The 19847-nt window shown below is 71.3% G+C and carries 22 protein-coding genes; 11 read left to right on the top strand and 11 right to left on the bottom strand.

Annotated features, from left to right (window positions below; all coding sequences use genetic code 11):
- The first annotated feature begins 121 nt into the window (after positions 1–121).
- From KME79_RS18205 to KME79_RS18225, 5 genes are all read left to right on the top strand, one after another.
- Positions 122–1513: an MBL fold metallo-hydrolase gene (locus KME79_RS18205; protein ID WP_308248965.1), complete on the top strand. Its 1392-nt coding sequence runs from the start codon at positions 122–124 to the stop codon at positions 1511–1513.
- Positions 1510–2361 carry a sulfite exporter TauE/SafE family protein gene (locus tag KME79_RS18210; RefSeq protein ID WP_219545450.1) on the top strand — a complete coding sequence of 284 codons (852 nt, stop codon included), beginning with the start codon at positions 1510–1512 and terminating at the stop codon, positions 2359–2361. Before KME79_RS18205 ends, KME79_RS18210 begins: the two co-directional genes overlap by 4 nt.
- An 11-nt stretch (positions 2362–2372) precedes the next feature.
- Positions 2373–3002, top strand: coding sequence for a histidine phosphatase family protein (locus tag KME79_RS18215; protein WP_219545451.1), 630 nt, complete (start codon positions 2373–2375; stop codon positions 3000–3002).
- Between the two features lie 376 nt (positions 3003–3378).
- Positions 3379–3537, top strand: a complete 159-nt coding sequence (locus KME79_RS18220) for a hypothetical protein (protein WP_219545452.1) — start codon at positions 3379–3381, stop codon at positions 3535–3537.
- A 146-nt stretch (positions 3538–3683) separates the two neighbouring features.
- Positions 3684–5294: a hypothetical protein gene (locus KME79_RS18225; RefSeq protein ID WP_219545453.1), complete on the top strand. Its 1611-nt coding sequence runs from the start codon at positions 3684–3686 to the stop codon at positions 5292–5294.
- 155 nt (positions 5295–5449) lie between these two features.
- Here KME79_RS18225 and KME79_RS18230 read toward each other — a convergent pair whose 3' ends face one another.
- The 3 genes from KME79_RS18230 to KME79_RS18240 all read right to left on the bottom strand — a co-directional run bounded on the left by KME79_RS18230 (position 5450) and on the right by KME79_RS18240 (position 6976).
- Positions 5450–5815, bottom strand: coding sequence for a hypothetical protein (locus KME79_RS18230; RefSeq protein WP_219545454.1), 366 nt, complete (start codon positions 5813–5815; stop codon positions 5450–5452).
- Positions 5816–5927: 112 nt separating this feature from the next.
- Complete coding sequence (locus KME79_RS18235) at positions 5928–6680, bottom strand: DUF899 family protein (protein WP_219545455.1); 753 nt, start codon at positions 6678–6680, stop codon at positions 5928–5930.
- Between the two features lie 110 nt (positions 6681–6790).
- Positions 6791–6976 carry a hypothetical protein gene (locus KME79_RS18240; protein WP_148036179.1) on the bottom strand — a complete coding sequence of 62 codons (186 nt, stop codon included), beginning with the start codon at positions 6974–6976 and terminating at the stop codon, positions 6791–6793.
- A gap of 369 nt (positions 6977–7345) precedes the next feature.
- On the opposite strand from KME79_RS18240, the gene KME79_RS18245 reads away from it, so the two are divergent.
- The gene (locus KME79_RS18245; protein WP_219545456.1) at positions 7346–9478 is read left to right on the top strand and encodes a DEAD/DEAH box helicase; all 2133 of its coding nucleotides are present in this window, start codon (positions 7346–7348) and stop codon (positions 9476–9478) included.
- An 8-nt stretch (positions 9479–9486) separates the two neighbouring features.
- Here the strand turns inward: KME79_RS18245 and KME79_RS46990 are convergent, their stop codons facing one another.
- A complete protein-coding gene (locus tag KME79_RS46990; protein ID WP_219545457.1) occupies positions 9487–10077 on the bottom strand; it encodes a CGNR zinc finger domain-containing protein in 591 nt (196 codons plus the stop codon).
- 113 nt (positions 10078–10190) lie between these two features.
- Between KME79_RS46990 and KME79_RS18255 the strand changes: the two genes are divergently transcribed.
- The 3 genes from KME79_RS18255 to KME79_RS18265 are packed head-to-tail and all read left to right on the top strand — an operon-like array spanning position 10191 to position 12049.
- Positions 10191–10643 (top strand): VOC family protein, encoded by a 453-nt coding sequence (locus KME79_RS18255; RefSeq protein WP_148036182.1) that lies wholly within the window; start codon positions 10191–10193, stop codon positions 10641–10643.
- 22 nt (positions 10644–10665) lie between these two features.
- Entirely contained in the window at positions 10666–11577 is a 912-nt protein-coding gene (locus tag KME79_RS18260) for a pyridoxamine 5'-phosphate oxidase family protein (protein WP_219545458.1), read from the top strand.
- A gap of 16 nt (positions 11578–11593) precedes the next feature.
- A complete protein-coding gene (locus tag KME79_RS18265; protein WP_219545459.1) occupies positions 11594–12049 on the top strand; it encodes a nuclear transport factor 2 family protein in 456 nt (151 codons plus the stop codon).
- Positions 12050–12059: 10 nt separating this feature from the next.
- On the opposite strand, the gene KME79_RS18270 is transcribed toward KME79_RS18265, so the two are convergent.
- Positions 12060–12935, bottom strand: coding sequence for a hypothetical protein (locus KME79_RS18270; RefSeq protein ID WP_219545460.1), 876 nt, complete (start codon positions 12933–12935; stop codon positions 12060–12062).
- Positions 12936–13068: 133 nt separating this feature from the next.
- On the opposite strand from KME79_RS18270, the gene KME79_RS18275 reads away from it, so the two are divergent.
- Positions 13069–13359, top strand: coding sequence for a YiaA/YiaB family inner membrane protein (locus KME79_RS18275; protein ID WP_219545461.1), 291 nt, complete (start codon positions 13069–13071; stop codon positions 13357–13359).
- A 6-nt stretch (positions 13360–13365) separates the two neighbouring features.
- On the opposite strand, the gene KME79_RS18280 is transcribed toward KME79_RS18275, so the two are convergent.
- From KME79_RS18280 to KME79_RS18290, 3 genes are read right to left on the bottom strand one after another with little or no spacing between them, the layout of a single operon-like run.
- Positions 13366–14016, bottom strand: a complete 651-nt coding sequence (locus KME79_RS18280; RefSeq protein WP_219545462.1) for a response regulator — start codon at positions 14014–14016, stop codon at positions 13366–13368.
- Between the two features lie 21 nt (positions 14017–14037).
- Complete coding sequence (macS, locus tag KME79_RS18285) at positions 14038–15153, bottom strand: MacS family sensor histidine kinase (protein ID WP_219545463.1); 1116 nt, start codon at positions 15151–15153, stop codon at positions 14038–14040.
- 58 nt (positions 15154–15211) lie between these two features.
- Positions 15212–16474: an MFS transporter gene (locus tag KME79_RS18290; protein WP_219545464.1), complete on the bottom strand. Its 1263-nt coding sequence runs from the start codon at positions 16472–16474 to the stop codon at positions 15212–15214.
- 85 nt (positions 16475–16559) lie between these two features.
- Here KME79_RS18290 and KME79_RS44905 point away from each other — a divergent pair, with 85 nt between their 5' ends.
- Entirely contained in the window at positions 16560–17111 is a 552-nt protein-coding gene (locus KME79_RS44905) for a CGNR zinc finger domain-containing protein (protein WP_246640043.1), read from the top strand.
- On the opposite strand, the gene KME79_RS18300 is transcribed toward KME79_RS44905, so the two are convergent.
- Genes KME79_RS18300 through KME79_RS18310 form a run of 3 tightly spaced genes read right to left on the bottom strand, consistent with a single transcriptional unit; the run spans position 17090 to position 19842 of the window.
- Complete coding sequence (locus KME79_RS18300) at positions 17090–18079, bottom strand: AF_0692 family protein (protein WP_219545465.1); 990 nt, start codon at positions 18077–18079, stop codon at positions 17090–17092. The genes KME79_RS44905 and KME79_RS18300 overlap by 22 nt on opposite strands.
- Positions 18080–18124: 45 nt before the next feature.
- Entirely contained in the window at positions 18125–18718 is a 594-nt protein-coding gene (locus tag KME79_RS18305) for a response regulator transcription factor (protein WP_219545466.1), read from the bottom strand.
- Positions 18715–19842 (bottom strand): sensor histidine kinase, encoded by a 1128-nt coding sequence (locus tag KME79_RS18310; RefSeq protein WP_219545467.1) that lies wholly within the window; start codon positions 19840–19842, stop codon positions 18715–18717. The genes KME79_RS18305 and KME79_RS18310 overlap by 4 nt, the downstream gene beginning before the upstream one ends.
- Positions 19843–19847 lie beyond the last annotated feature (5 nt).

Here is a 19847-nt window from a genome sequence, read left to right on the forward strand (position 1 = left end):
ACCGGGGGCGGTGGTGTCATACAGGCCGTCGAGCGGCGACCGAACCAGACCGTCACCCCGGCTCCCGCCGAGTCCCTTCACCAAGCACCGTAGTGGTGCCTGCGAGAAAGAGGGTGCCCTAGTGACCCCCACCGGCGTCACCCCGCAACGGACGCTGTCGATCGTGCCGATCGACACCCCGAGCCTGGGTGACCGCAGCTACCTGGTGCACGACGGATCGGTGGCGTTCGTGGTGGACCCGCAGCGCGACATCGACCGGGTGCTGGAGGTGCTGGACCGCGAGGGCCTGTCGCTGACGCACGTGTTCGAGACCCACGTCCACAACGACTACGTCACCGGCGGGCTCGCGCTGGCCAGGGAGACCGGCGCGGCGTACCTGCTCAACGGCAGCGACGAGGTCGCCTTCGAACGGGAGCCGCTCCACGACGGGCAGTCGCTCGGGATCGGGGACCGGATCCGGGTGGAGGTCGTGGCCACGCCGGGGCACACCTTCAACCACCTCTCCTACGCGCTGCACGACCGGCACTCGGGACAGGGGCTGGCGGTCTTCTCCGGAGGGTCGCTGCTCTACGGCTCGACCGGGCGGCCGGACCTGCTGGGCGAGGAGCACACCGACCGGCTGGCCCGGTTGCAGCACGGCTCGGCGCGGCGGCTGCGCGAGCTGCTGCCGGACGACGCGCTGCTCTACCCGACCCACGGGTTCGGCTCGTTCTGCTCGGCCACGCAGTCCGACGCCGCGGAGTCCACCATCGGCATGGAGCGTTCCACCAACCCTGTGCTGCTGCACGACGAGGACACCTACGTCCGGCAGCTGCTGGAAGGGCTGGGCGACTGGCCGGCGTACTACGTCCACATGGCGTCGCTGAACAGCGCCGGTCCTGAGCGGCCCGATCTGACGTTCCCGCGCGAGGCGACGCCGGAGGAGATCCGGCGCCGCGTCGACGCCGGCGAGTGGGTGGTCGACCTGCGGAACAGGACGGCCTTCGCGGCCGGCCACGTGCCGGGCAGCTTCAACTTCGGGCTGGACGGCTCGTTCGCGACCAACCTGGGCTGGTTGTTCGACTGGGGAACCCCGATCACCCTGCTGGGCGAGCTGCCCGAGCACGTCTCACAGGCGCAGCGCGAGCTGGCACGGATCGGCATCGACCGTCCGGCGGCCGCGGCCACCGGAGGCCCCGGGCAGTGGAGCGACCGGGAGCCGGCCACCTTCGGCCAGGCCGACTTCCGCCGCCTCGCCGAGGTGCTGCGGGAGCGGCCGGTCGTGGTCCTGGACGTACGGCGGACCGACGAGTTCGAGGCCGGGCACATCGAGGGCGCGGTGAACGCGCCGCTGCACGAGCTGCGGTCATCGGAGCTGCCCGGCGGGGAGCTGTGGATCCACTGCCAGAGCGGCTACCGCGCCTCGGTGGCGGCGTCGCTGCTGGCCGCGGCGGGCCGGGACGTGGTGGCGGTCGACGACCACTTCGGTGAGGCGGCGGGCGCCGGCCTCACGGTGACGAGCGGAGGGGCATGACCCTCGCCGTCGTGCTGGCGCTCTCGTTACTGGTCGGCGTCGCGCTCGGCGCTCTGGGGGGTGGTGGCTCGATCCTGACGGTGCCGATCCTGGTCTACGCCGCGGGGCTGGAGCCGAAGCAGGCGATCGCCACCTCCCTGCTGGTCGTGGCCGCGACCTCGGTCGCCGGGGCGGTCACCCACGCCCGTGCGGGCCGGATCCGGTGGCGCACGGGGTTGCTCTTCGGCGCCGGCGGGATGGCCGGCGCCTTCGGCGGCGGCATACTCGGCGGCTACGTGCCCGGGCGGCTCCTGCTGATCGGCTTCGCGCTGATGATGGTCGCCACCTCCGTCGCGATGCTCCGCGCCCGGCGCACGGACCCGGCACACGCCCGCGGCGACGTGGCCGTGGTCCGCGCCCTGATCGACGGCGTGGTGGTCGGCCTGGTGACCGGACTGGTCGGCGCCGGGGGAGGGTTCCTCGTCGTCCCCGCCCTCGCGCTGCTCGGCGGGCTGCCGATGGCCGCCGCGGTCGGCACCTCGCTGATCGTGATCGCGATGAAGTCCTTCGCCGGCCTCGCCGGCTACCTGACCAGCGTCTCCATCGCCTGGGACCTCGCCATCGGCGTCACCGCGGCCGCCATCCTCGGCAGCGTGCTCGGCGGCTGGCTCGCCGGACGGATCCCCGAAGCCCGGCTGCGGAGCGTCTTCGGCTGGTTCGTGCTGGTGATGGGGGCCTTTGTGCTGCTGGAGCAGGCGGCGCCGCCCGGCGGGCTGCTCCCTGGCATGGTGATACTGGCCGCGGTGGGACTCGTGGCCGGTGCGTGGCGCGTGTGGACGGTGCGTGCCCGCAGCACGTCGGTGTCATAGGTGGAGTTGCGATGGCTGTGATCTATCTCGTCAGGCACGGGCAGGCGTCGTTCGGCGCGGCGGACTACGACGCCCTGAGCGAGCTCGGCCGTCACCAGGCCCGGCTCGTCGGTCAGGAGCTCTTGGGCCGGGCGCGCGAGCCGCTGCTCGTTTCCGGGACGCTGCGGCGGCAGAAGGACACCGCCGCGCTGCTCGGCCTGCCGGCCGCCGTCCCCGTCGAGGACCCGCGCTGGAACGAGTACGACCACCTCGGGCTCGTCCGCCGGTACCTGGACGATGGCACCTCGCGGACCACCGGCGACAGCCGCCAGTTCCAGACCCACCTCGACCAGGCACTCAAGCAGTGGATCGAGCAAGGCCACCCGGGAGGATGGGACACCTTCGCCGGCTCCGCGGTCGAGGCGCTGCACGCCATCCCCGATCGTCTCGCGCCTGGTCAGGACGCTGTCGTGGTGACCTCCGCCGGCGTCATCGCCGCCACGGCAGGCTCGCTCCTGGAGGTCCCGGCCACCGGCGTCGTCGCACTCAACCGCGTCATGGTGAACGCGTCCATCACAGCCGTGCTGGCGGGCTCCTCAGGGCTGAGCCTGCTGTCGTACAACGAGCACGCGCACCTGGGGGCATCGCGGACCTACCGCTGAGCCGTCCCGCCTCCCGCACCTCCGCCACGTGCGCCGGACGCTCATCCAACCACCGCAGCAGCATGTCACCCGACCCGTCGCCCTCGTGGCCAAGGACGCTCTCGTACAGGGAACGCCAGTGATGACCCGAGTGGACATCGTCGTTCATGTCCACAGATTCGCGTACAGCGGCTTTTCCGGCATTGGATTTTTGACCTTGAGCTGAGCTGTTGTACAGGACGGTCGGTGGACCTTCAGCGCCTGTTCAGTCCGGGCAGCACCGGTGCCCCGTGCCGGTGCTCGCCCCCCTTCGACGGCGAACATTCAGGCGGGCACCCGGATCGTGCCGCGGCTGGTCTCCAGCGGGATGTCGGCCCCGGTGGCTACTCTCCAGCGCATGGCGGTCCCCGAGGTCATCCCCATCCTCTACGTCCCCGACCACCACACCGGCACGGTCGGTCATTGGGAGGGCGGCCACGGTCTCGTCATCGAGACCTTCGAAGGCGTGGAGAACTTGCTTGTTCGTGATCGAACGGTGACGAATTCCGGATCTTGACCTCACCTTCGCTTCTCTGGCTTGATCGTGACGTCCTCATTCGTCCTCGGCTCTTAGCTTGGAGTGAAGTACACGTGCGCTCCGCACTCGCGAAATGGTTGGACATCGTCCGGCCCATCCACCGATTAGTCGCCATCCTCGGCACCATGATCATGACGGTCGCCCTCGTTGTCGTGGCGCCTGCGGCTTCGGCCGCCGACTCGATAACAGACCTCGGTGTGTCCGTCGACCTCTCTTCGCACAGTGATGTGGCAGCGGGCGGAGGAAAGGTCTTCGTGTCCGCCGGGGATCGCATCGTGGTCACGGACGCCGATGGTGTGCTGGTCGGTGCCATCACCGATCTCGTGGATGTGGCAGGCCTCGCTGCGGCACCGGATGGCATGCATGTGTACGCGGCATTGCATGACTCTCATGAAGTCATCGAGATCGACAGCGCCACCCTCGCAATCATCCGGCGAATCGACTTTGCGGCGTACCCCTGCCCTACCCGCCTGGTGATGTCTGACGGGTTGCTGTGGGCAGCTTATGGGTGCGAACGGGACACCGGCGGTCTAGCCCGGCTCGATGTGTCGGCCTCGGCCTCGCAACCGATCCCGGTCGTGACCAGACAGCCTGCCGCGCCTCTCTTCGATGTCGCGGGGAACACGTTGGTGCTCGCTGAACCTCGAGAGGTTCTGACGGACATCCTGGTGTACGACGTGAGCGCCAGTTCTTTCGCACTCCGCGGTGAGATCGACCATGAGTCCCACGGTCGGCACGACCTGCGAGACCTCGTCGTCACACCAGACGGTTCGGCGGCCGTGCTGGCGTTCTCAAGTGGATACGAGACCTGGGACACGACGAGCCTTACCAAGATCCAAGAGTACGGTCGCAGTTCATCGGCACTGGAGCAGGCGGTAGGCGTAGCGGTCAGCTCGGATGGCGCCCACATCGCGGGCGGGTGGTGGTCGGACGATCGAGGCATCGAGCTCTACGACGCGGCCACCGGGGCGACCACGTACGCGAAGATGGTCCCCAGCGGGTGGCCGACTCCCAAGGTCCTCGGCGGAAGTCTCACCATCGTCGGTGACGACGTCTTCGCCGTACTGTGGACCTCCGGCACCGCCAACACGATTCGCCTGTGGCGGCTGGAAGACGTCACCCTGCTGCCCTCGACCATGACGCTGACGGGTCCGGAAGAGGCGACGGCGCTGGAGCCGTTGTCCCTGGCCGGTCGGGTCACCATGCCCGAAGGCGTGACCGCGGGGAGGCAACAGCTCGAAGTGACCCGCCGGCTGCCGGATGGGACCAGCGAGACACTCCGCAGCGCGCGAACAGCAGCAGACGGTACGTTCACCATCACCGACACCCCGCCAGTCGCCGGGACTGTCGGCTACGACGTGACCTGGGGCGGCTCAGCCGACGTTCGGGGCAGCACGGCATCAGTGTCCGTCCAGGTCGTCCATCAGTCCGCGTCGATTAGCCTGAAGGGTCCTGTGGACTGGGTCATCGGGAAGCGACTCCCCATCGCGGGCAAGTTGAAGTTCGGTGACAAGGCGCCCACCACACGACCGTCGCTGACGGTGATACGTGCGAGTCCGGACGGGGTGAGCACGGAACTCGGTACGGTTCGTGTCTCCAAGGGCGGGTCGTTCCGATTCCGCGATCGCCCCGATCAAGAGGGCATCTACATTTACAACTTCATCTGGTCGGGTGACGACGCCACCAGTTCGGCGCTGAACGCCCAGTTCGTCACCGTACGGAGCGGGGACAGCTAGCCACGCAGAAGAGCGCCGCATCCTCAGAGGCTGCGGCGCTCAGCACTGCCGCAGGAAGCGGCCCATGGCTCATCGGGCCGGGGATGCCGTTGTCCATCTCAGCCACGTTGGCGCTCGGTCGCGATGCCGGGTCCTGGAACGCGGGGCACTTGAGCTCAGTCTCCACCACCCGCTCTGACGCCCCGATCTCCCGGAGTCGATCGAGATAGGAGACGACCTGCGGCGGTGAGTTGCGCGATCTGCTTGCGGCCGGCCTCAAGCAGATCGATCTTTTCGCGCAGGTGGCTGTCGAACCGAGCAGGAGCCAGTGCGGCCAGGTCGTGACCGGGGCGTCGCCACGCGACCAGAACGTCAGGGCGAAGGTGGTGAGCCCGGCGCCCCGCCGACGCGAAGCCCTGGTGCGTCCAGTCGAACATCTTGCCGAGCCATGAACCTGTCGCCCAGGCGATCGTCAACGCGGCGGCGAGGACGAGGAACACGCCGACCGTCCCGCGGCCGTCGTTGGCAGGCGTGTCGCTCATGTCCGGTGCCGCTCCTCGCCGGCGGTCTCCACGCTGACCGGCCTGCAAGGAATGCAGGTCGGGGTGGCCGCCGTTCGATCACTGTACGGGCAGGAAAAGGCCATCCAGCCGGTCAGTGGTGGCCTTGGCGGCCGAGGGTGTCCACGGGGGTGGCGCCGGGGCGGGTCCACTGTGGTGCGGGGCGGCTGGTGGGGCCCCAGGTGGCGTTGCCGTCCGCGTCCGAGCGCCAGTACCAGCAGGCGTGGCGTCCCTCGGGCCAGCCCTCCGGCTTGTCCTCCCACGCCTCGCCGCGGCCGTAAGGCGTCATGTCGAGCAGGCCGAAGGACCCGTCGGCGGATTCGATGCCACGACCCGTCGTGGTGTAGGTGAGGAACACGCGGTCGCCGTCGCGCAGGTAGCAGGTGATGTGCCCCATTTCTCCACCCACCGGCTCGTCCACGTCGCGCACCGAGTACCAGGGCTGGGTGTAGCCCATGAAGTCGACGAAGGGGGCCACCTCGTCCCAGACGCCCGTGGTCAGGATGGCGAACGAGACGCCGCGGGCGTTGAGGTAGACGGCGTCCTTCAGGTGCCAGGCCGTGACGGTGCAGCCTTCGCACTGCCCCTGGTGCGGCGCGCCGTCGTGCCACATGTGCTTGTAGACCACGAGCTCGTCGCGGCCCTGGAACAGGTCCAGGAACGGGACCGGGCCGTCGGCTCCGACGACCTCGACCGTACCGTCGAACTCCACCATCGGCAGCCGGCGGCGGGCGGCGGCGATGGCGTCGCCCTCGTGGGTGTGGGCCTTCTCGCGGACCAGGAGCTTGTCACGGGCGGCCTGCCAGGTGGCGAGGTCGACGACGGGCGGGCGGCCGGGCAGTGTCATGGTGTCCTCCGTGGTCCTCGTGACGGGCGGCGTCGTACGACGCCATGGCGGTCATGAGAACAGACCCGCGACCCGGCCGGAACTCGTCGCGGCCGGGGCTTGGAAAGGTTTTATGAGTGGGTGGCGCGGATCTCCGTCACCGTGAACGCGTCGACGATGTGCCGGTTCTGCACCAGGAAGCCCACGACGCCCGCCACCGCCTCCGCGGCCAAGGTGGCTCTCACCTGCGCGGTCAGGAGGTAGACGAGGGGGGTCGACGGCTGGGTGAGGGTGAGGGCGCGGTCGTGGCGGTGCACGTCCTGCAGTGCCCTGATCGGGATCGGCCGCTCGGTGGTGAACCAGGCCGCGACCTCCCACAGCGGCAGGGCCGGGTCGGCGTCGGCCGAGGCGTGGTAGCAGGTGACGCAGCCGTGCCCGGCGTGCCGGTCGTGCGGGCAGGTCCACTGGGCGACGTCGGCCCGGCTCTGGTCACGAGTGCTCAGGATCGCCGCTTCTGTGACGCGGCGGCGCGCCGGCCTCGGCCGGTCCTCCCACGGAGAGAAAGCGTCGCTGCCGATGATGGCATCCCTTCGGTCAGATGCGTCGAAACCTGGTCAAACTACCCGGTCGGCACCCGCCCAAGCAGCGGGACACGATCTCGGACTGGGGAAGATACGTTCTGACCTATGGAACCACCCTCTGCCGGGGATGTTCGAGACCTGTTACGGCGCGCGCGGCGACTGCTGGGCGACGCGCGAGACCTGGTGGTCGAGCACGAACGAGCGGTCGCCGAGGTCCGCGATGCTCTCGGACCGCTCCGCGACCGGCAGGCCGAGGCGGAACTCGACGCCATGCCGGTGTCCCGGCTGAAGGACGTCACCAGCGGCCGGCTGCGGATCGGGGCGCTGGAGGAAGCCGGCTACACCACCGTACGGAGCGTTCTGCGAGCGATGCCGTACGAGCTGCAGAAGCTGCCGGGAGTCGGGCCGCAGACCCGCAAGCAGGCGCAGAAGGCGGCCGAGGGCATCGCGCTCGCCACGAGGCGGTCCCGCACCGTCCACATCGACGTCGACGACCGGGACGCCGAGACCACCCGGCTGCTCCTGGCGCTGCACCGGCTGGTCGCCGTCGGTCCCGAGCTGCCCCGAGCCCGTCGTACGGCCGAGGCGGTCGGGGGAAGGCTGAGAGAGCTGATTCCCCAGGCTCGCCCCATCGGCAACTGGCTGCGCAGGCTGCTGTCGGGAAGCCGCCGCCGCGCCCGCGCCGAGCGGGCCGTGGAGCGGATCGCCGCGCTGCTGGCCGACGAGACCGAGACCAGGCTGCTCATCGCCCAGGCGACCACGGACCTGCTGCGCCCGCCGCCGGACGGGGCCCTGGCGTGGATCGACTTCGAGATCCACGCGGCCGACTACTACAACCTGCTGGCGGAGCTCTCCGCCCTGGCGCCGTCGGACCGGGCCGCCGCCGAGGGCTTCCTGCCCGGCGATCTGGCCGAGCGGGTCAGGGAGCAGGAGCTCGACGACACCCTGCGGCGGGTCTCGCTCCGCGGCTATCAGGCGTTCGGCGCCCGGTTCGCGCTCGCCCAGCGCCGGGTGATCCTCGGTGACGACATGGGGCTGGGCAAGACGATCCAGGCGATCGCCGTCATGGCGCACCTGCACGCGCGGGGCACGACGCATTCCCTGGTGGTCTGCCCGGCGAGCGTGCTGGTCAACTGGCTGCGCGAGATCGAGACCCGCAGTTCGCTCAAGGCCTATCGGCTCCATGGCGACGATCGCCGCCTGGCTCACGCCGCGTGGCTCGAACGCGGCGGGGTCGCGGTCACGACGTACGCCGGGCTGCACACCTTGGAGATCGAGCCGCGGGTGGGGGTGCTCGTCGTCGACGAGGCGCACTACGTGAAGAATCGGCAGGCCCGCCGTTCCAAGGCCGTGGCCGGGTGGTGCGACCGGGTGGGCAGGGTCCTGTTCATGACCGGCACGCCGATGGAGAACCGGATCGAGGAGTTCCGCTCCCTCGTGGACTACCTCCAGCCGGGGTTGTTCGGCACGGTCGAGGCGAATGACAGCGCGCAGGCGTTCCGCCGCGCCGTCGCGCCCGTCTACCTGCGCCGCAACCAGCAGGACGTGGTCACGGAGCTGCCCGATCTGGTGCACATGGACGAGTGGGAGGAGTTCAGCGCGGCCGACGCCGAGGCTTACCGGGACGCGGTGGCGTCGGGCAGGTTCATGACGATGCGCCGCGCGGCCTACGCGGTGCCGGAGAAGTCCGCCAAGCTGGAACGGCTGCGCGAACTGGTCGACGAGGCGGCCGAGGCGGAGCTCAAGGTCGTGGTGTTCTCCTACTTCCGCGACGTGCTCGCCGCCGTCGGCCAGGCCCTCGGCTCCCCGGTCCACGGGCCGCTCAGCGGCGAGCTGGCGCCGGAACGCCGTCAGGGGGTGATCGACGCCTTCACCGCGGCCCGGGGCCACGCGGTGCTGCTCGCGCAGATCCAGACGGGCGGGGTGGGGCTCAACCTCCAGGCGGCATCCGTCGTGATCATTTGCGAGCCCCAGGTCAAACCGACCATGGAGAGCCAGGCCGTGGCCCGCGCGTACCGCATGGGCCAGGTGCGGCGCGTGCAGGTGCACCGCCTTCTCACGCCCGACAGCATGGACGAGCGGCTGCTGGAGATCATGAACGCCAAGGCCACGCTGTTCGACGCCTACGCCAGGCGCAGCCATCTCGCCGAGTCGACGCCGGACGCCATCGACATCTCGGAGGAGACGCTGGCCGAGCAGATCGTCAGGGAGGAACGGCGACGCCTGGCCGCAGGGTGACACCGGTCCTATTCGGCGGTCTTCTTCTTGGCGTAGTGGCGCGCGGCTCGGGCCCGGTTGCCGCAGCCGGCCGAGCACCATTCGCGCCGGGGGGTGTCGCGGAGGAAGTAGAGCACGCAGCCGGGGCCGTGGCAGGCGTGCACCTCGTGGCGGGCCGGCCCGGCGAAGAGGACGACGGCCTCCTCGGCCAGGGCGGCGAGAGCCGCCGTGACCGGGCGGCCGGTGCTGCGGACCGTCGTGTGCGGCTCGGGGGCGGTGCGCAGCTCCCGCCATCGCGGGGCCAGGCCGGCATGACGGTTGAGGGTCGTGACGGTGTCCGGATCGGGGTCGTGGTCCGCCACGGCGGCGGCCGCCAGGGCCCGGATGACGTCCCGGAGCTCCCTGGCGAGGTGGAGGTCGCCTTCGCCCACGTCCTGGAGGTCGGCGTCCGTGACGGGGACGGTGAGGCGCGGGCGCAGGTCGCGCAGCCACGCGGTCAGGTGCTCGACGGTCAGCAGGCCGTCCTGGAGGCGGCCGCGGACCGCGTAGGCGGTGTTGGCGAGTTCGAGCGGAGGTGGCTCGCCGAGAAGGGGAGCACCGCCGCCGGGGAGCTGTGCCACGTCCACTTTCTAATGCTTCCTTCCGCTTGACACCGTAAGAAACCTCCGCAACCATTCTAATGGATGATGATTGATACGGCCGTTAGATCGGTCGCCTGCAAGGGAGGTCCAGCATGAACGCTCCGGTCCTGAAGACCGGGCACGTCGGCCTGAACGTGACTGATCTCACCCGTTCCATCGCCTTCTACCGCCAGGTCTTCGGCTTCGACGTCCTCGGCGAGCAGGCCGAGGGGGATCGCAGGTTCGCGTTCCTCGGCCGGGACGGCGGGCTGATGGTGACGCTGTGGCAGCAGAGCGACGGCGGCTTCGCCGCCGACCGGCCCGGGCTGCACCATCTGGCGTTCCAGGTGCCCGACATCGAGGCGGTGCGCCGTGCCGAGGCCACTTTGCGCGACCTCGGCGTGCCGCTCGTGTACGACGGCGTGGTGCCGCACGGGGAGGGCGCCTCCTCTGGCGGCGTGTTCTTCACCGACCCGGACGGCATCCGCCTGGAGATCTACGCGCCGACCGGCGCCGACACCGCGCCCGCGCCGACGCAGGGCGCGCCGACCTGCGGTTTCTTCTGATACCGCGCGGAAGGAACTGACCATGCTCCACCAAGGCGAACACACGGTGCAGCGCCGCGCCGGTCTGACCCGCGACAGATGGGGGTCGGCCCGCGTCGGCGCGACCGTCCCGCCGGTGGCCGCGGACTTCGCCGGCCGGCAGCGGCTGGTGGTGATCGCGGCCGCCGACGACGCCGGCGCGGCCTGGACCGGCGTGATCACCGGTCCGCCCGGGTTCATCGCCGCGCCCGACGACCGCACGCTCGTCGTCGGGCGGCTCCCCGCTGCCGGGGATCCGCTCGCGGGCCTGTTCGACGCCGAGCGGGACATCGGCATGCTCATGATCGAGCCCGGCAGCCGCAAACGGATGCGCGTCAACGGGCGAGCCGGCAGAGATGGCGACCGGCTGCTGGTGCGTACAGCACAGGTGTATTCCAACTGCCCCAAATACATCCAGACTCGTACGTACGCCAACGAGACGGTACGGGGGGACGCGGTCGCCGGTGGCGAGCTGACCGCCGGGCAGCAGCGGTGGATCGCCACAGCCGACACGTTCTTCGTCGGCACCTACGCGCCCGGTCAGGGCGCGGACGCGTCGCATCGGGGCGGCAACCCCGGCTTCGTCACCGTGACCGGAGACCGGCGGCTGACCTGGCCCGACTACACGGGCAACGCCATGTACATGACGTTGGGCAACCTCGAACTCGAACCCCGCTGCGGGCTCCTGTTCCTCGACTGGGAGAACGGGGCCACGCTGCACCTGACCGGCCGCGCCCGCGTCGACTGGGACCCTGACAGGGCCGCGACGGTCCCCGGCGCCAAGCGGCTCGTCGACTTCTCCGTCGAGCGGGTGGTCCAGATTTCCGGCGGTATGGGGCAGCGCTGGGCTTTCGGCGAATACTCCCGCTTCAACCCGGAAGGAATGGAAGAGGCGTCGTCCGCCACCGCACATTGATCACCAAGGAGTACGCATGACCCCGCCACCCGTCCCGCCTTTCACGGCCGAGACCGCCCGGGCCAAGGTCCAGGCGGCCGAGAACGCCTGGAACACCCGCGACCCGCGCCGCGTGGCCCTCGCCTACACTCCCGACTCGGTCTGGCGCAACCGAGACGAGTTCATCACCGGCCGGGACGAGATCATCGCCTTCCTGACCCGTAAGTGGGAGAAGGAGCTCGACTACGTGCTCCGCAAGGAGCTCTGGGCCTTCACCGACGATCGGATCGCTGTCCGGTTCCAGTACGAATGGCATGACGCCGACGGACAGTGGTGGCGCAGCTACGGCAACGAGCTCTGGGAGTTCGACGCGGAAGGGCTGATGCGGCGGCGGGAGGCCAGCATCAACGACGTGGCCATCACCGAGGAGCAACGGCGCATCTCCGGCTCGCGCCCGGCCGACGAGCTGGGCCGGTCCATCCCGCTCAGGTGACACGCCCGCTTCAGGAGTTCTTGTCGTCCTCGGGGATGTGCGCGTTCTGCTCGCGGACGTACTCCAGCAGGTCACGCTCGTCGATGACCTCATCGGCGGGCGGGGCGGTGACCACGACGCGGGACCCCCAGCCGGTGTAGCGCGTGTCGGTCCGCTTGACCGGCGGCTTCTTCCCCGCTCCTGCGGTGTCGGTGGTGGTCAGGCGCTTGAGGAGGCCGTCACGGCCGGTCCAGAGGCGCCAGGCGATCTTCCCCTTGTTCGTCCCGCTGATCGGCCGCCCGGAGGTCCAGCTGATGGCGGCGCCCTTGGAGACCTTGCGCAGGTCCTTGTAGCTCATGGCGCCCCAGTACAGGAATCCGCCGGAGACGGGCTTGCACGCCGAGCGCTTCAGCACGGCCTTCAGCGTGGACGGGTCGTACACGCTGATCGGCTGTAGGCTCACGTCCCGATCCATGTCCCGGCCCATGCTCCCCCGGTGCTTCGCGGGATACCGGATCCACTCCTTGCCCTCCGGGGTCGGCCCGGGATACTGGCCGGCGTCGACGTACACGTCCGCACCGACGCGGATCACGCGGTGGAGCTCCGGCTTCTTCTTCGTCTTCGCCGAGGGCAGGTCCCACCAGGTGTAGTCCGCGGCCGCCGGGCCCGACGGGGCGAGCCGGAGGCGGCCCTTGATCCGGGTCCCGTTCCCGGAGACCGTCGACTTCCCGCCGTAGAAGTAGCGGCTGGTCTCGGAGATCCGGACGCCCTGCTTGTTCACGAGCTGCCGCTTGAGAGCGCGCGCCGGATCCGGCGCGCCTGTCCGGGCGGCGGCGGGACTTGTGGCGAACGGTGCCGACGCGATCAGTACGGCGGTCGCCAAGGCGGTCCATCGTCTCACCGGCATATGTCCTCGCTACGGCAATGCTTCCAAGGCGATCGTAACGGGGCCGTCATCGTCACGGCAGTGCCTGCTACTCAGGGCGGATTGGGTACGCGTACTCAGGCGGGCGGCCGGTCCGTGCCGGACGCTTGGTGGCATGAGCAAACCAGTCCAGCCCACCATGACCGCCGCTTACTACGCGCAATGTGTCATCTCCTTCGCGGTCGCACTCGGCAGCGTGGGGATCGGCATCGTCTTCCTGCCGGTCAACCCCTGGGTCCGCGCGTTCCTCGCGGTCGCCGTGCTCTACACGGTGACGTCGGCGTTCGGCCTGGCCAAGTGCGTGCGCGATCGGCAGGAGGCGGCGAACACGGCCAGCCGGGTCGACCAGGCGCGCCTGGACAAGCTGCTCTCCGAGCACGACCCGTTCAAGGTCGACAATCTCTGAGCCGGTCTACGCCCCGTCGAGTCCGCGTTCGATCGCGTATCGGACGAGTTCGACGCGGTTGTGGAGCTGGAGCTTGTTCAAGGTGTTCTGCACGTGGTTCTGCACGGTCCGGTGGCTGAGGACGAGCCGTTCGGCTATCTGCCTGTACGACAGGCCCTTGGCGACCAGGCGGAGCACCTCCGTCTCGCGGTCGGTGAGGCGGGGGCCGTCGTCGGAAGGTAGCTGGGTGGCGAGGCGGCGATACTCGCCGAGCACCAGGCCGGCCAGGCCCGGGGTGAAGACCGGCTCCCCTTCGGCCGTGCGCTTGACGGCGTCGAGGAACTCCTCCCGGCTCGCCGACTTGACCAGGTAGCCGGAGGCGCCGGCCTTGACGGCTTCGAGCACGTCCTCGTGCTCGCCGCTCGCCGACAGCATCAGGACGCGGGGCGGATGCTCGGACGCCGCCAGCCCTCTGGCCACCTCCGCGCCGGGCAGGTCGGGCAGCCTCAGGTCGAGGACGACCACCTCGGGGCGTACGGCGCCGGCGACGCGGAGCGCCTGGCGGCCCTCGCCCGTGGTCGCCACCACCTGATATCCGGCGTGCTCCAGGTCGCGGGCGACCGCGTCCCGCCACATCGGATGGTCGTCCACCACCATCACCCGCAGTGCGCTGGTCATGCCGTAACTGTAGACCCGGGTTCACGTGCGGACGGGGATGACGAATTCGACCTCGGTCCCCTGGCCGGGCACGGACGTGAAGCCGACGGTGCCGCCGACGCCGGCGATCCGGCCCTTGATGGACTGCGCGATGCCGAGCCTGCCCTCCGTCTCGGCCTCCTCCAGCCGTCCGGCGGGGATGCCGGGGCCCTCGTCGCGCACGGTGATGGTCACCGTGTCGCCGTCGTGCTCGGCGAAGACCCAGGCCCTGGCGTCCTCGCCGCAGTGCCGCCTGACGTTGTCGAGCGCCGCGCCGACGGCGGCGACCACCTCGTCGGCCTGACGGGCGGGGAGCGGCACGGGGGTGGCCGGCGCCGAGACGGTGACCGCCGGTGTGGTGAGCCGGCGTAAGCGGGCGCCCACGTCGATCAGGCCCGCGCTGTCCTGTGCCGCCGGGGCCGGGCCGCTGCGGATCAGCTCCCGTACCGCCGCTTCCTGCTCTCCGGCGAGCCGTCCCAGTTCGGCGGCCTCCCCGCCGATCTCCTGTCCACGGCGCTGCATCAGCGCCAGGACCTGAAGGACCGAGTCGTGGATCCCGCGGGCCAGCCGCTCGCGTTCCCGGTTGGCCGCCTCCAGCTCGGCGGCCCGCTGAAGACGCTCTTCCGCCTGCTTGGTCAGCCGCGCCACGTGCCCGACGACGGCCCCGGCGAGGATGAGCAGGACGGCTCCGTTGACCGGGACGGAGAGGTTGAACTCGTGCAGCCCGCGCAGCCACAGGTCGGCGAGCGACAGGACGACGGCCGCGACCGCGCCCGCCCGCCGCCCGCCGTAGACGGCCCAGGCGAGCACGGGCGCGCCGACCCAGGTCGCCGTGACCGGCATCAGACCCGCCTGCCCGGCCTGGGATCCCTGGACGTAGGGCGAGGCCAGCAGACAGCCGAGGGTGACGAGGACGTCCACCGTGAGGAGCCTGCGGCTTCTCACGGTCGAGTACGCGACGGTGGTGACCACCGTCCAGACCGCCATCACACCGAGGACGAGCCAGCCCGCGAGCGGACGCTGGTAGCCGCCGGCGGTAGCCAGCAGCAGCGCGGCGTAGACCAGGGAGGCGACGCGGTAGACCGCGATCGCCCGCCAGAACGACCCCTCGATCTCCATACGACCCCATCACGCTCGATCGGCGTCCGACTATATGGTGACTCGCCCCGGGTGCCGCCTAAGGAGCGGCCAGTTTGGCGGTTTCGTCAGGGGCTTCGACGGCCGCCGACAGGTCGGTGCGGAGTGCGTAGCGGATGAAGGTCGCCATCACCACCAGGGCGAGCACCGTGGCGAGGACGAACGCCGCGCGCACCCCCCACAGCTCCGCTATCACTCCGGCCAGGGCCGCGCCCGGGGGAAGGACGCCCCAGCTGAGGACGCGTGAGGCCGCGTACACCCGGCCCAGCAGCTCGGGCGGGGAGAGGTTCTGGCGGATGGTGGCCACGAGGATGCGCCAGATGCTCGACCCGGCGCCCGCCACCACCGCGCCGGCGGCGACCGCCCAGGCGGGGGCGTCCACGGCGACGGGCAGGACCAGGAGCACGGTGCCGGCGGCGTCGGCGATGAGCAGGGTGGTCACGCCGAAGCGGCGGCGCAGCGGCTCCACCACGGCCGACGCGACCAGGCCGCCGACCGCCATGGCGGTGAGCAGGAGCCCGTACTGGGTGGTGGTGAGGCCGAGCGGGCCGGGTGCGACCGCGTGCACGACGAGCAGGGCGGTGGCGGCGGCCCAGACGACGTTCATCACGGCGGTGTAGAGGGTGAGGGTGCGCACGACCGGCTGGCGCCACAGGTAGCGCAGGCCCGCGACCAGGCCGTCACGGGGCCGGTCGGGGTGGGGCGTGCCGGCGCCGGCCGGTACGGGGGAGAGCGTCATGACGAGGATGCCCGCGACCGCCAGGACGTAGAGGACGGCGCTGGCGCCGGTGGCCAGGGCGAGGGTGGTCGCGGCCAAAAGGCCGGCGAGGGGCGGGCCGGCGAGCTGGTTCGTGACGTTGATGGTGGCTTCGACACGGGCGTTGGCGCGACCGCGCGCGGTGGGGGGCACGACTCGCGGGATGGTCGAGGTCAGCGCCGTGTCGACGAGGGTTTCCGCGACGCCGAGCAGGACGGCCGCGGCGATGATCAGCGGGAGTGAGAGGACTCCCGCGAGGTGGGCGGCGGTCAGGCCGGCCAGGAGGGCGGCACGGGCCAGATTGACCCCGGTGAGGAGGGCGCGCCGGTCGACGCGGTCGACGATCCAGCCCGCGTGCAGCCCGAACAGCGGCCAGGCCAGGGTGAGCGCGGTCGTCACGGCCGCCACCCCGCCGGGCGAGGCGCCGACGGCGAGGGCCAGCAGGGGCAGCGCGAACAGGGCCATGCCGTCACCGAGGTTCGCGGCGCCGGTGCCGAACCACAGGCCGTTGAACGACCGGCCGAGCGACGCGGGAAGGATGCGCATAGATCTCACCTACTAAATTAGATTGAACGGTAAGACTGCGCGGTCTCACCTGTCAATCGGGATTGATTGGTGAGATACTGGAGGCATGACCGCAGTGGAACTGGTCGGGAACGCGCTCTGTCTGGACTTCGCCAACACCGTCAACGCCCGCCCCGTCGCCGAGCGGGACTGGCTGGCGACGCCCGAGGAGGCCCTGACCTGGGCAGGCGCCGTCGGCCTGGCCGTCGAGGACCCGGCCGGGCTGGCGGAGGCTCTGCCCGAGGCGCGGGAGCTGCGGGAGGCCGTCTTCCGGGTGTTCTGGGCGCTCGCCCACGGCGGGCAGCCGCCCCGGGAGGACCTCGCCGCGCTGATGGCCGCCTACGCCGAGGGATCCGGCCACGCCCGGCTCGACGAGGACGGCGACACCTACCGGCTGCGGTGGGAGGCCCCCCGTACGGTGCGCGTGCTGCTGTGGGAGGTCGCCGAATCGGCGGTCGAGCTGCTCACCCACGGGCCGTTGGACCGGCTCGGCGCCTGCCCGTCATGCGTGTGGCTGTTCCTGGACACGAGCAGAAACCGGCGCCGCCGCTGGTGCAGCATGACGACGTGCGGCAGCCGCGACAAGTCCCGCCGCTACTACGCCACCCACTCGACGTAGCGGCCCGCGGCGTGGGAGCGGATTCTCGTGGCGGCGGTGACGAGCAGGGCGACCGCCGCGACCGCGAAGACGAGGTTCCCGATGAGGTCGGCCATCGGATCGGTGGGGACGGCCGGAGGCTGCGGGAACCCGTGCCAGGCGTAGGTGAGCACACCGCCCGCCGCCAGCCCGAACCGCTGCCACACACCCCACCCCGGCTGCCCGGACCAGCGCACGACCAGCACGCAGACGGTGGCGTACAGAGCCAGGTGGATGGCCGTGACCAGCCAGGCGCCGAGCGCGTCCACGTTCATCACCGGCAGCCAGAACGCGGCGCCGGCCGCCAGCGAGAACGCGAGCACCGCCCAGCCCCCGGGCCCCCGTCCGGACCGGATGGTGCCCGGCGCGGCGGGGGTGCGGCGGCGCAGGGCGAGGAACACCAGCAGGCCCGCCAGCAGGGCCACGCCCGCGAGCCGCCCGAACCCGGGATCGTACGAGTCCGTCGCGAACACCGCCGAGGCCGCCGCCCCCAGGACGAGCAGCACCCCCGCCACCACCAGGCCCGGCCGGCGCAGCCACGGCTCCGAGGCCCGGGCGGGCACCAGCGACTCCATGACGGCGATCGGCACGCAGATGCTGCCCACCACGTGGACGCCCAGCACGAACACCGTCCACCAGGCGCTCACCTCCACGCCGGGGATCCAGGCGTACGACCGCAGGTCCATCCCCGCGAAGCCGGGGTTGAACAGGGATCGGGTGACCAGCCCTTCCTCGATCAGGCCGTACGCGACGGCGAGCAGCACGATGCCCGGCCAGCCCACGCCCCGGCGCCTGGCCAGCTCGCGGACGAGCAGCGCGCCGCCCCCGTACAGCGGGGCCAGGGTGATCAGCGCGACCAGCATGGTGACGGGCAGGTTGCCCAGCAGGAACTCGCCGATGAGCGGCGACAGGAAGAAGAGCCCGAGCGCGGGCGCGACGCGTTTCCTCATGTCATCAGCGTCGCGAGAGCGGCGGGCGGCCGGTAGTGACGTTCGTCAGAGCCAGCCCTTGGCCTCCGCGGCGCGTGCCGCCTCGGCCCGGTTGCGGGCGCCGAGCTTGCCGATGGCCGACGACAGGTAGTTGCGTACGGTGCCGTCCGACAGGTAGAGACGGCGGGCGATGTCGGCGATCGTGCCGCCTTCGGTGGCGGCGCGCAGCACGTCGCGTTCCCGGCCGGTGAGGGGGTTGGCGCCTTCGGAGAGGCTGGCGGCGGCCAGCTTCCTGTCGAACACCCGCTCACCTGCGTGCACCCGGCGGATCGCGTCGGCCAGCTCCCCGGCCCTGGCGTCCTTGACCACGTAACCGGCGACGCCGGCGTCCATGGCGCGCCGCAGGTAACCGGGCCGGCCGAACGTCGTCAGGATGATCACCCGTACGCCGGTGAGCCCGGCCGCGACGGTGAGGCCGTCGCCGCCGGGCATCTCGATGTCGAGCAGGACGACGTCGGGCCGCGTCGCGGCGACCGCGGCCGCCACCTCGTCCCCGCGGCCCACCTGGCCGGCGACCTCGATGCCGGGCTCCAGGCCGAGCAACGCCGCCAGCGCCTCCCGTACGAGATGCTGGTCGTCGGCGAGCAGGATGCGGATCACGGGCTTCCTTTCGCCGGCGGCCGGGCCCGGTGAACGGCGTCTTCCCGGGGCGGGCGGGCCGGCAGAGGGACACGGGCGTGCAGGCGGAAGCCGCCGTGCTCGGCCGGTCCGCCGTGCAGGGTGCCGCCCGCGAGCTCGACCCGTTCGGCGAGCCCGCGCAGCCCGGTGCCGCCGTCGCCGGGGGCGGAGCCGCGGCCGTCGTCGGTGACCTCGACGTACGCCTCGCCGCCGGCGGTCCCCAGCCCGATGCGGCACCGGCGGGCGCGGCTGTGCCGGACCACGTTCGTCGCGCCCTCCCGCACCACCCACGCCAGCACCGGCTCCACCTCCGCGGGGACCGGCTCGGCGGACACCTCCACGGGCACGCCGGCGGCGGCGAGCGCCCGCCGCGCCCCGTCGAGTTCGTCCGGCAGCGACAGCTCCCGGTAGCCGGCGATCGCGTCGCGCACGTCCGACAGCGCCTGACGGGACAGGTCCTCGACGTCCCCGATCTCCGCAGCCGCCCGTGGAGGGTCCGCCGTGAGGAGTTTGCCCGCGAGCTGGCTCTTCAAGGTCATCACCGCCAGGCTGTGGCCGAGGATGTCGTGCATGTCGCGGGCGAAGCGCAGCCGCTCGTTGTCCACGGCCAGCCGCTCCACCTCGGCGTTCGCCCGGGACAGGGCACGGTTCGCGGCGGTCAGCGCGAGGAAGGCGCGCATCGCCCCGGCGAACACCGCCGCCTGAAGCGGGATCCACCAGCTGTCCGAGAGCGGCGCGCCCAGCAGCGGCAGCGCCAGCGCGACGCCTCCGACGGTCAGCGCGGCCCCGGCCGGCATGACCCGCGCGGGCAGGGCCGCCGACAGCGCCGTGACCAGGAAGAAGGAGGCGGCGAACACCCACAGCTCGCCCAGCGCCGGCGCCAGTCCGGCCGCGGCCGCGTACAGGAGGACGAGCGCGTACGGGGTCGCGTTCCCGTGCGGACGGTCCAGGGCCGTCCACACGACCCGGAGGTAGAGCGCGGCGAAGCAGACCAGCCCCGCTGCCACGAGCGCCACTTCGGCGGCGGACGGCGAGCGGGACAGGAAGCCGGGGAGCGGCCATACCAGGACGGCGAGGTAGACGGAGGTCCAGAGCCGGCCCTTCATGCCGA

The sequence above is a fragment of the Nonomuraea harbinensis genome, from assembly GCF_019396385.1.
GTDB lineage: Bacteria > Actinomycetota > Actinomycetes > Streptosporangiales > Streptosporangiaceae > Nonomuraea > Nonomuraea ferruginea.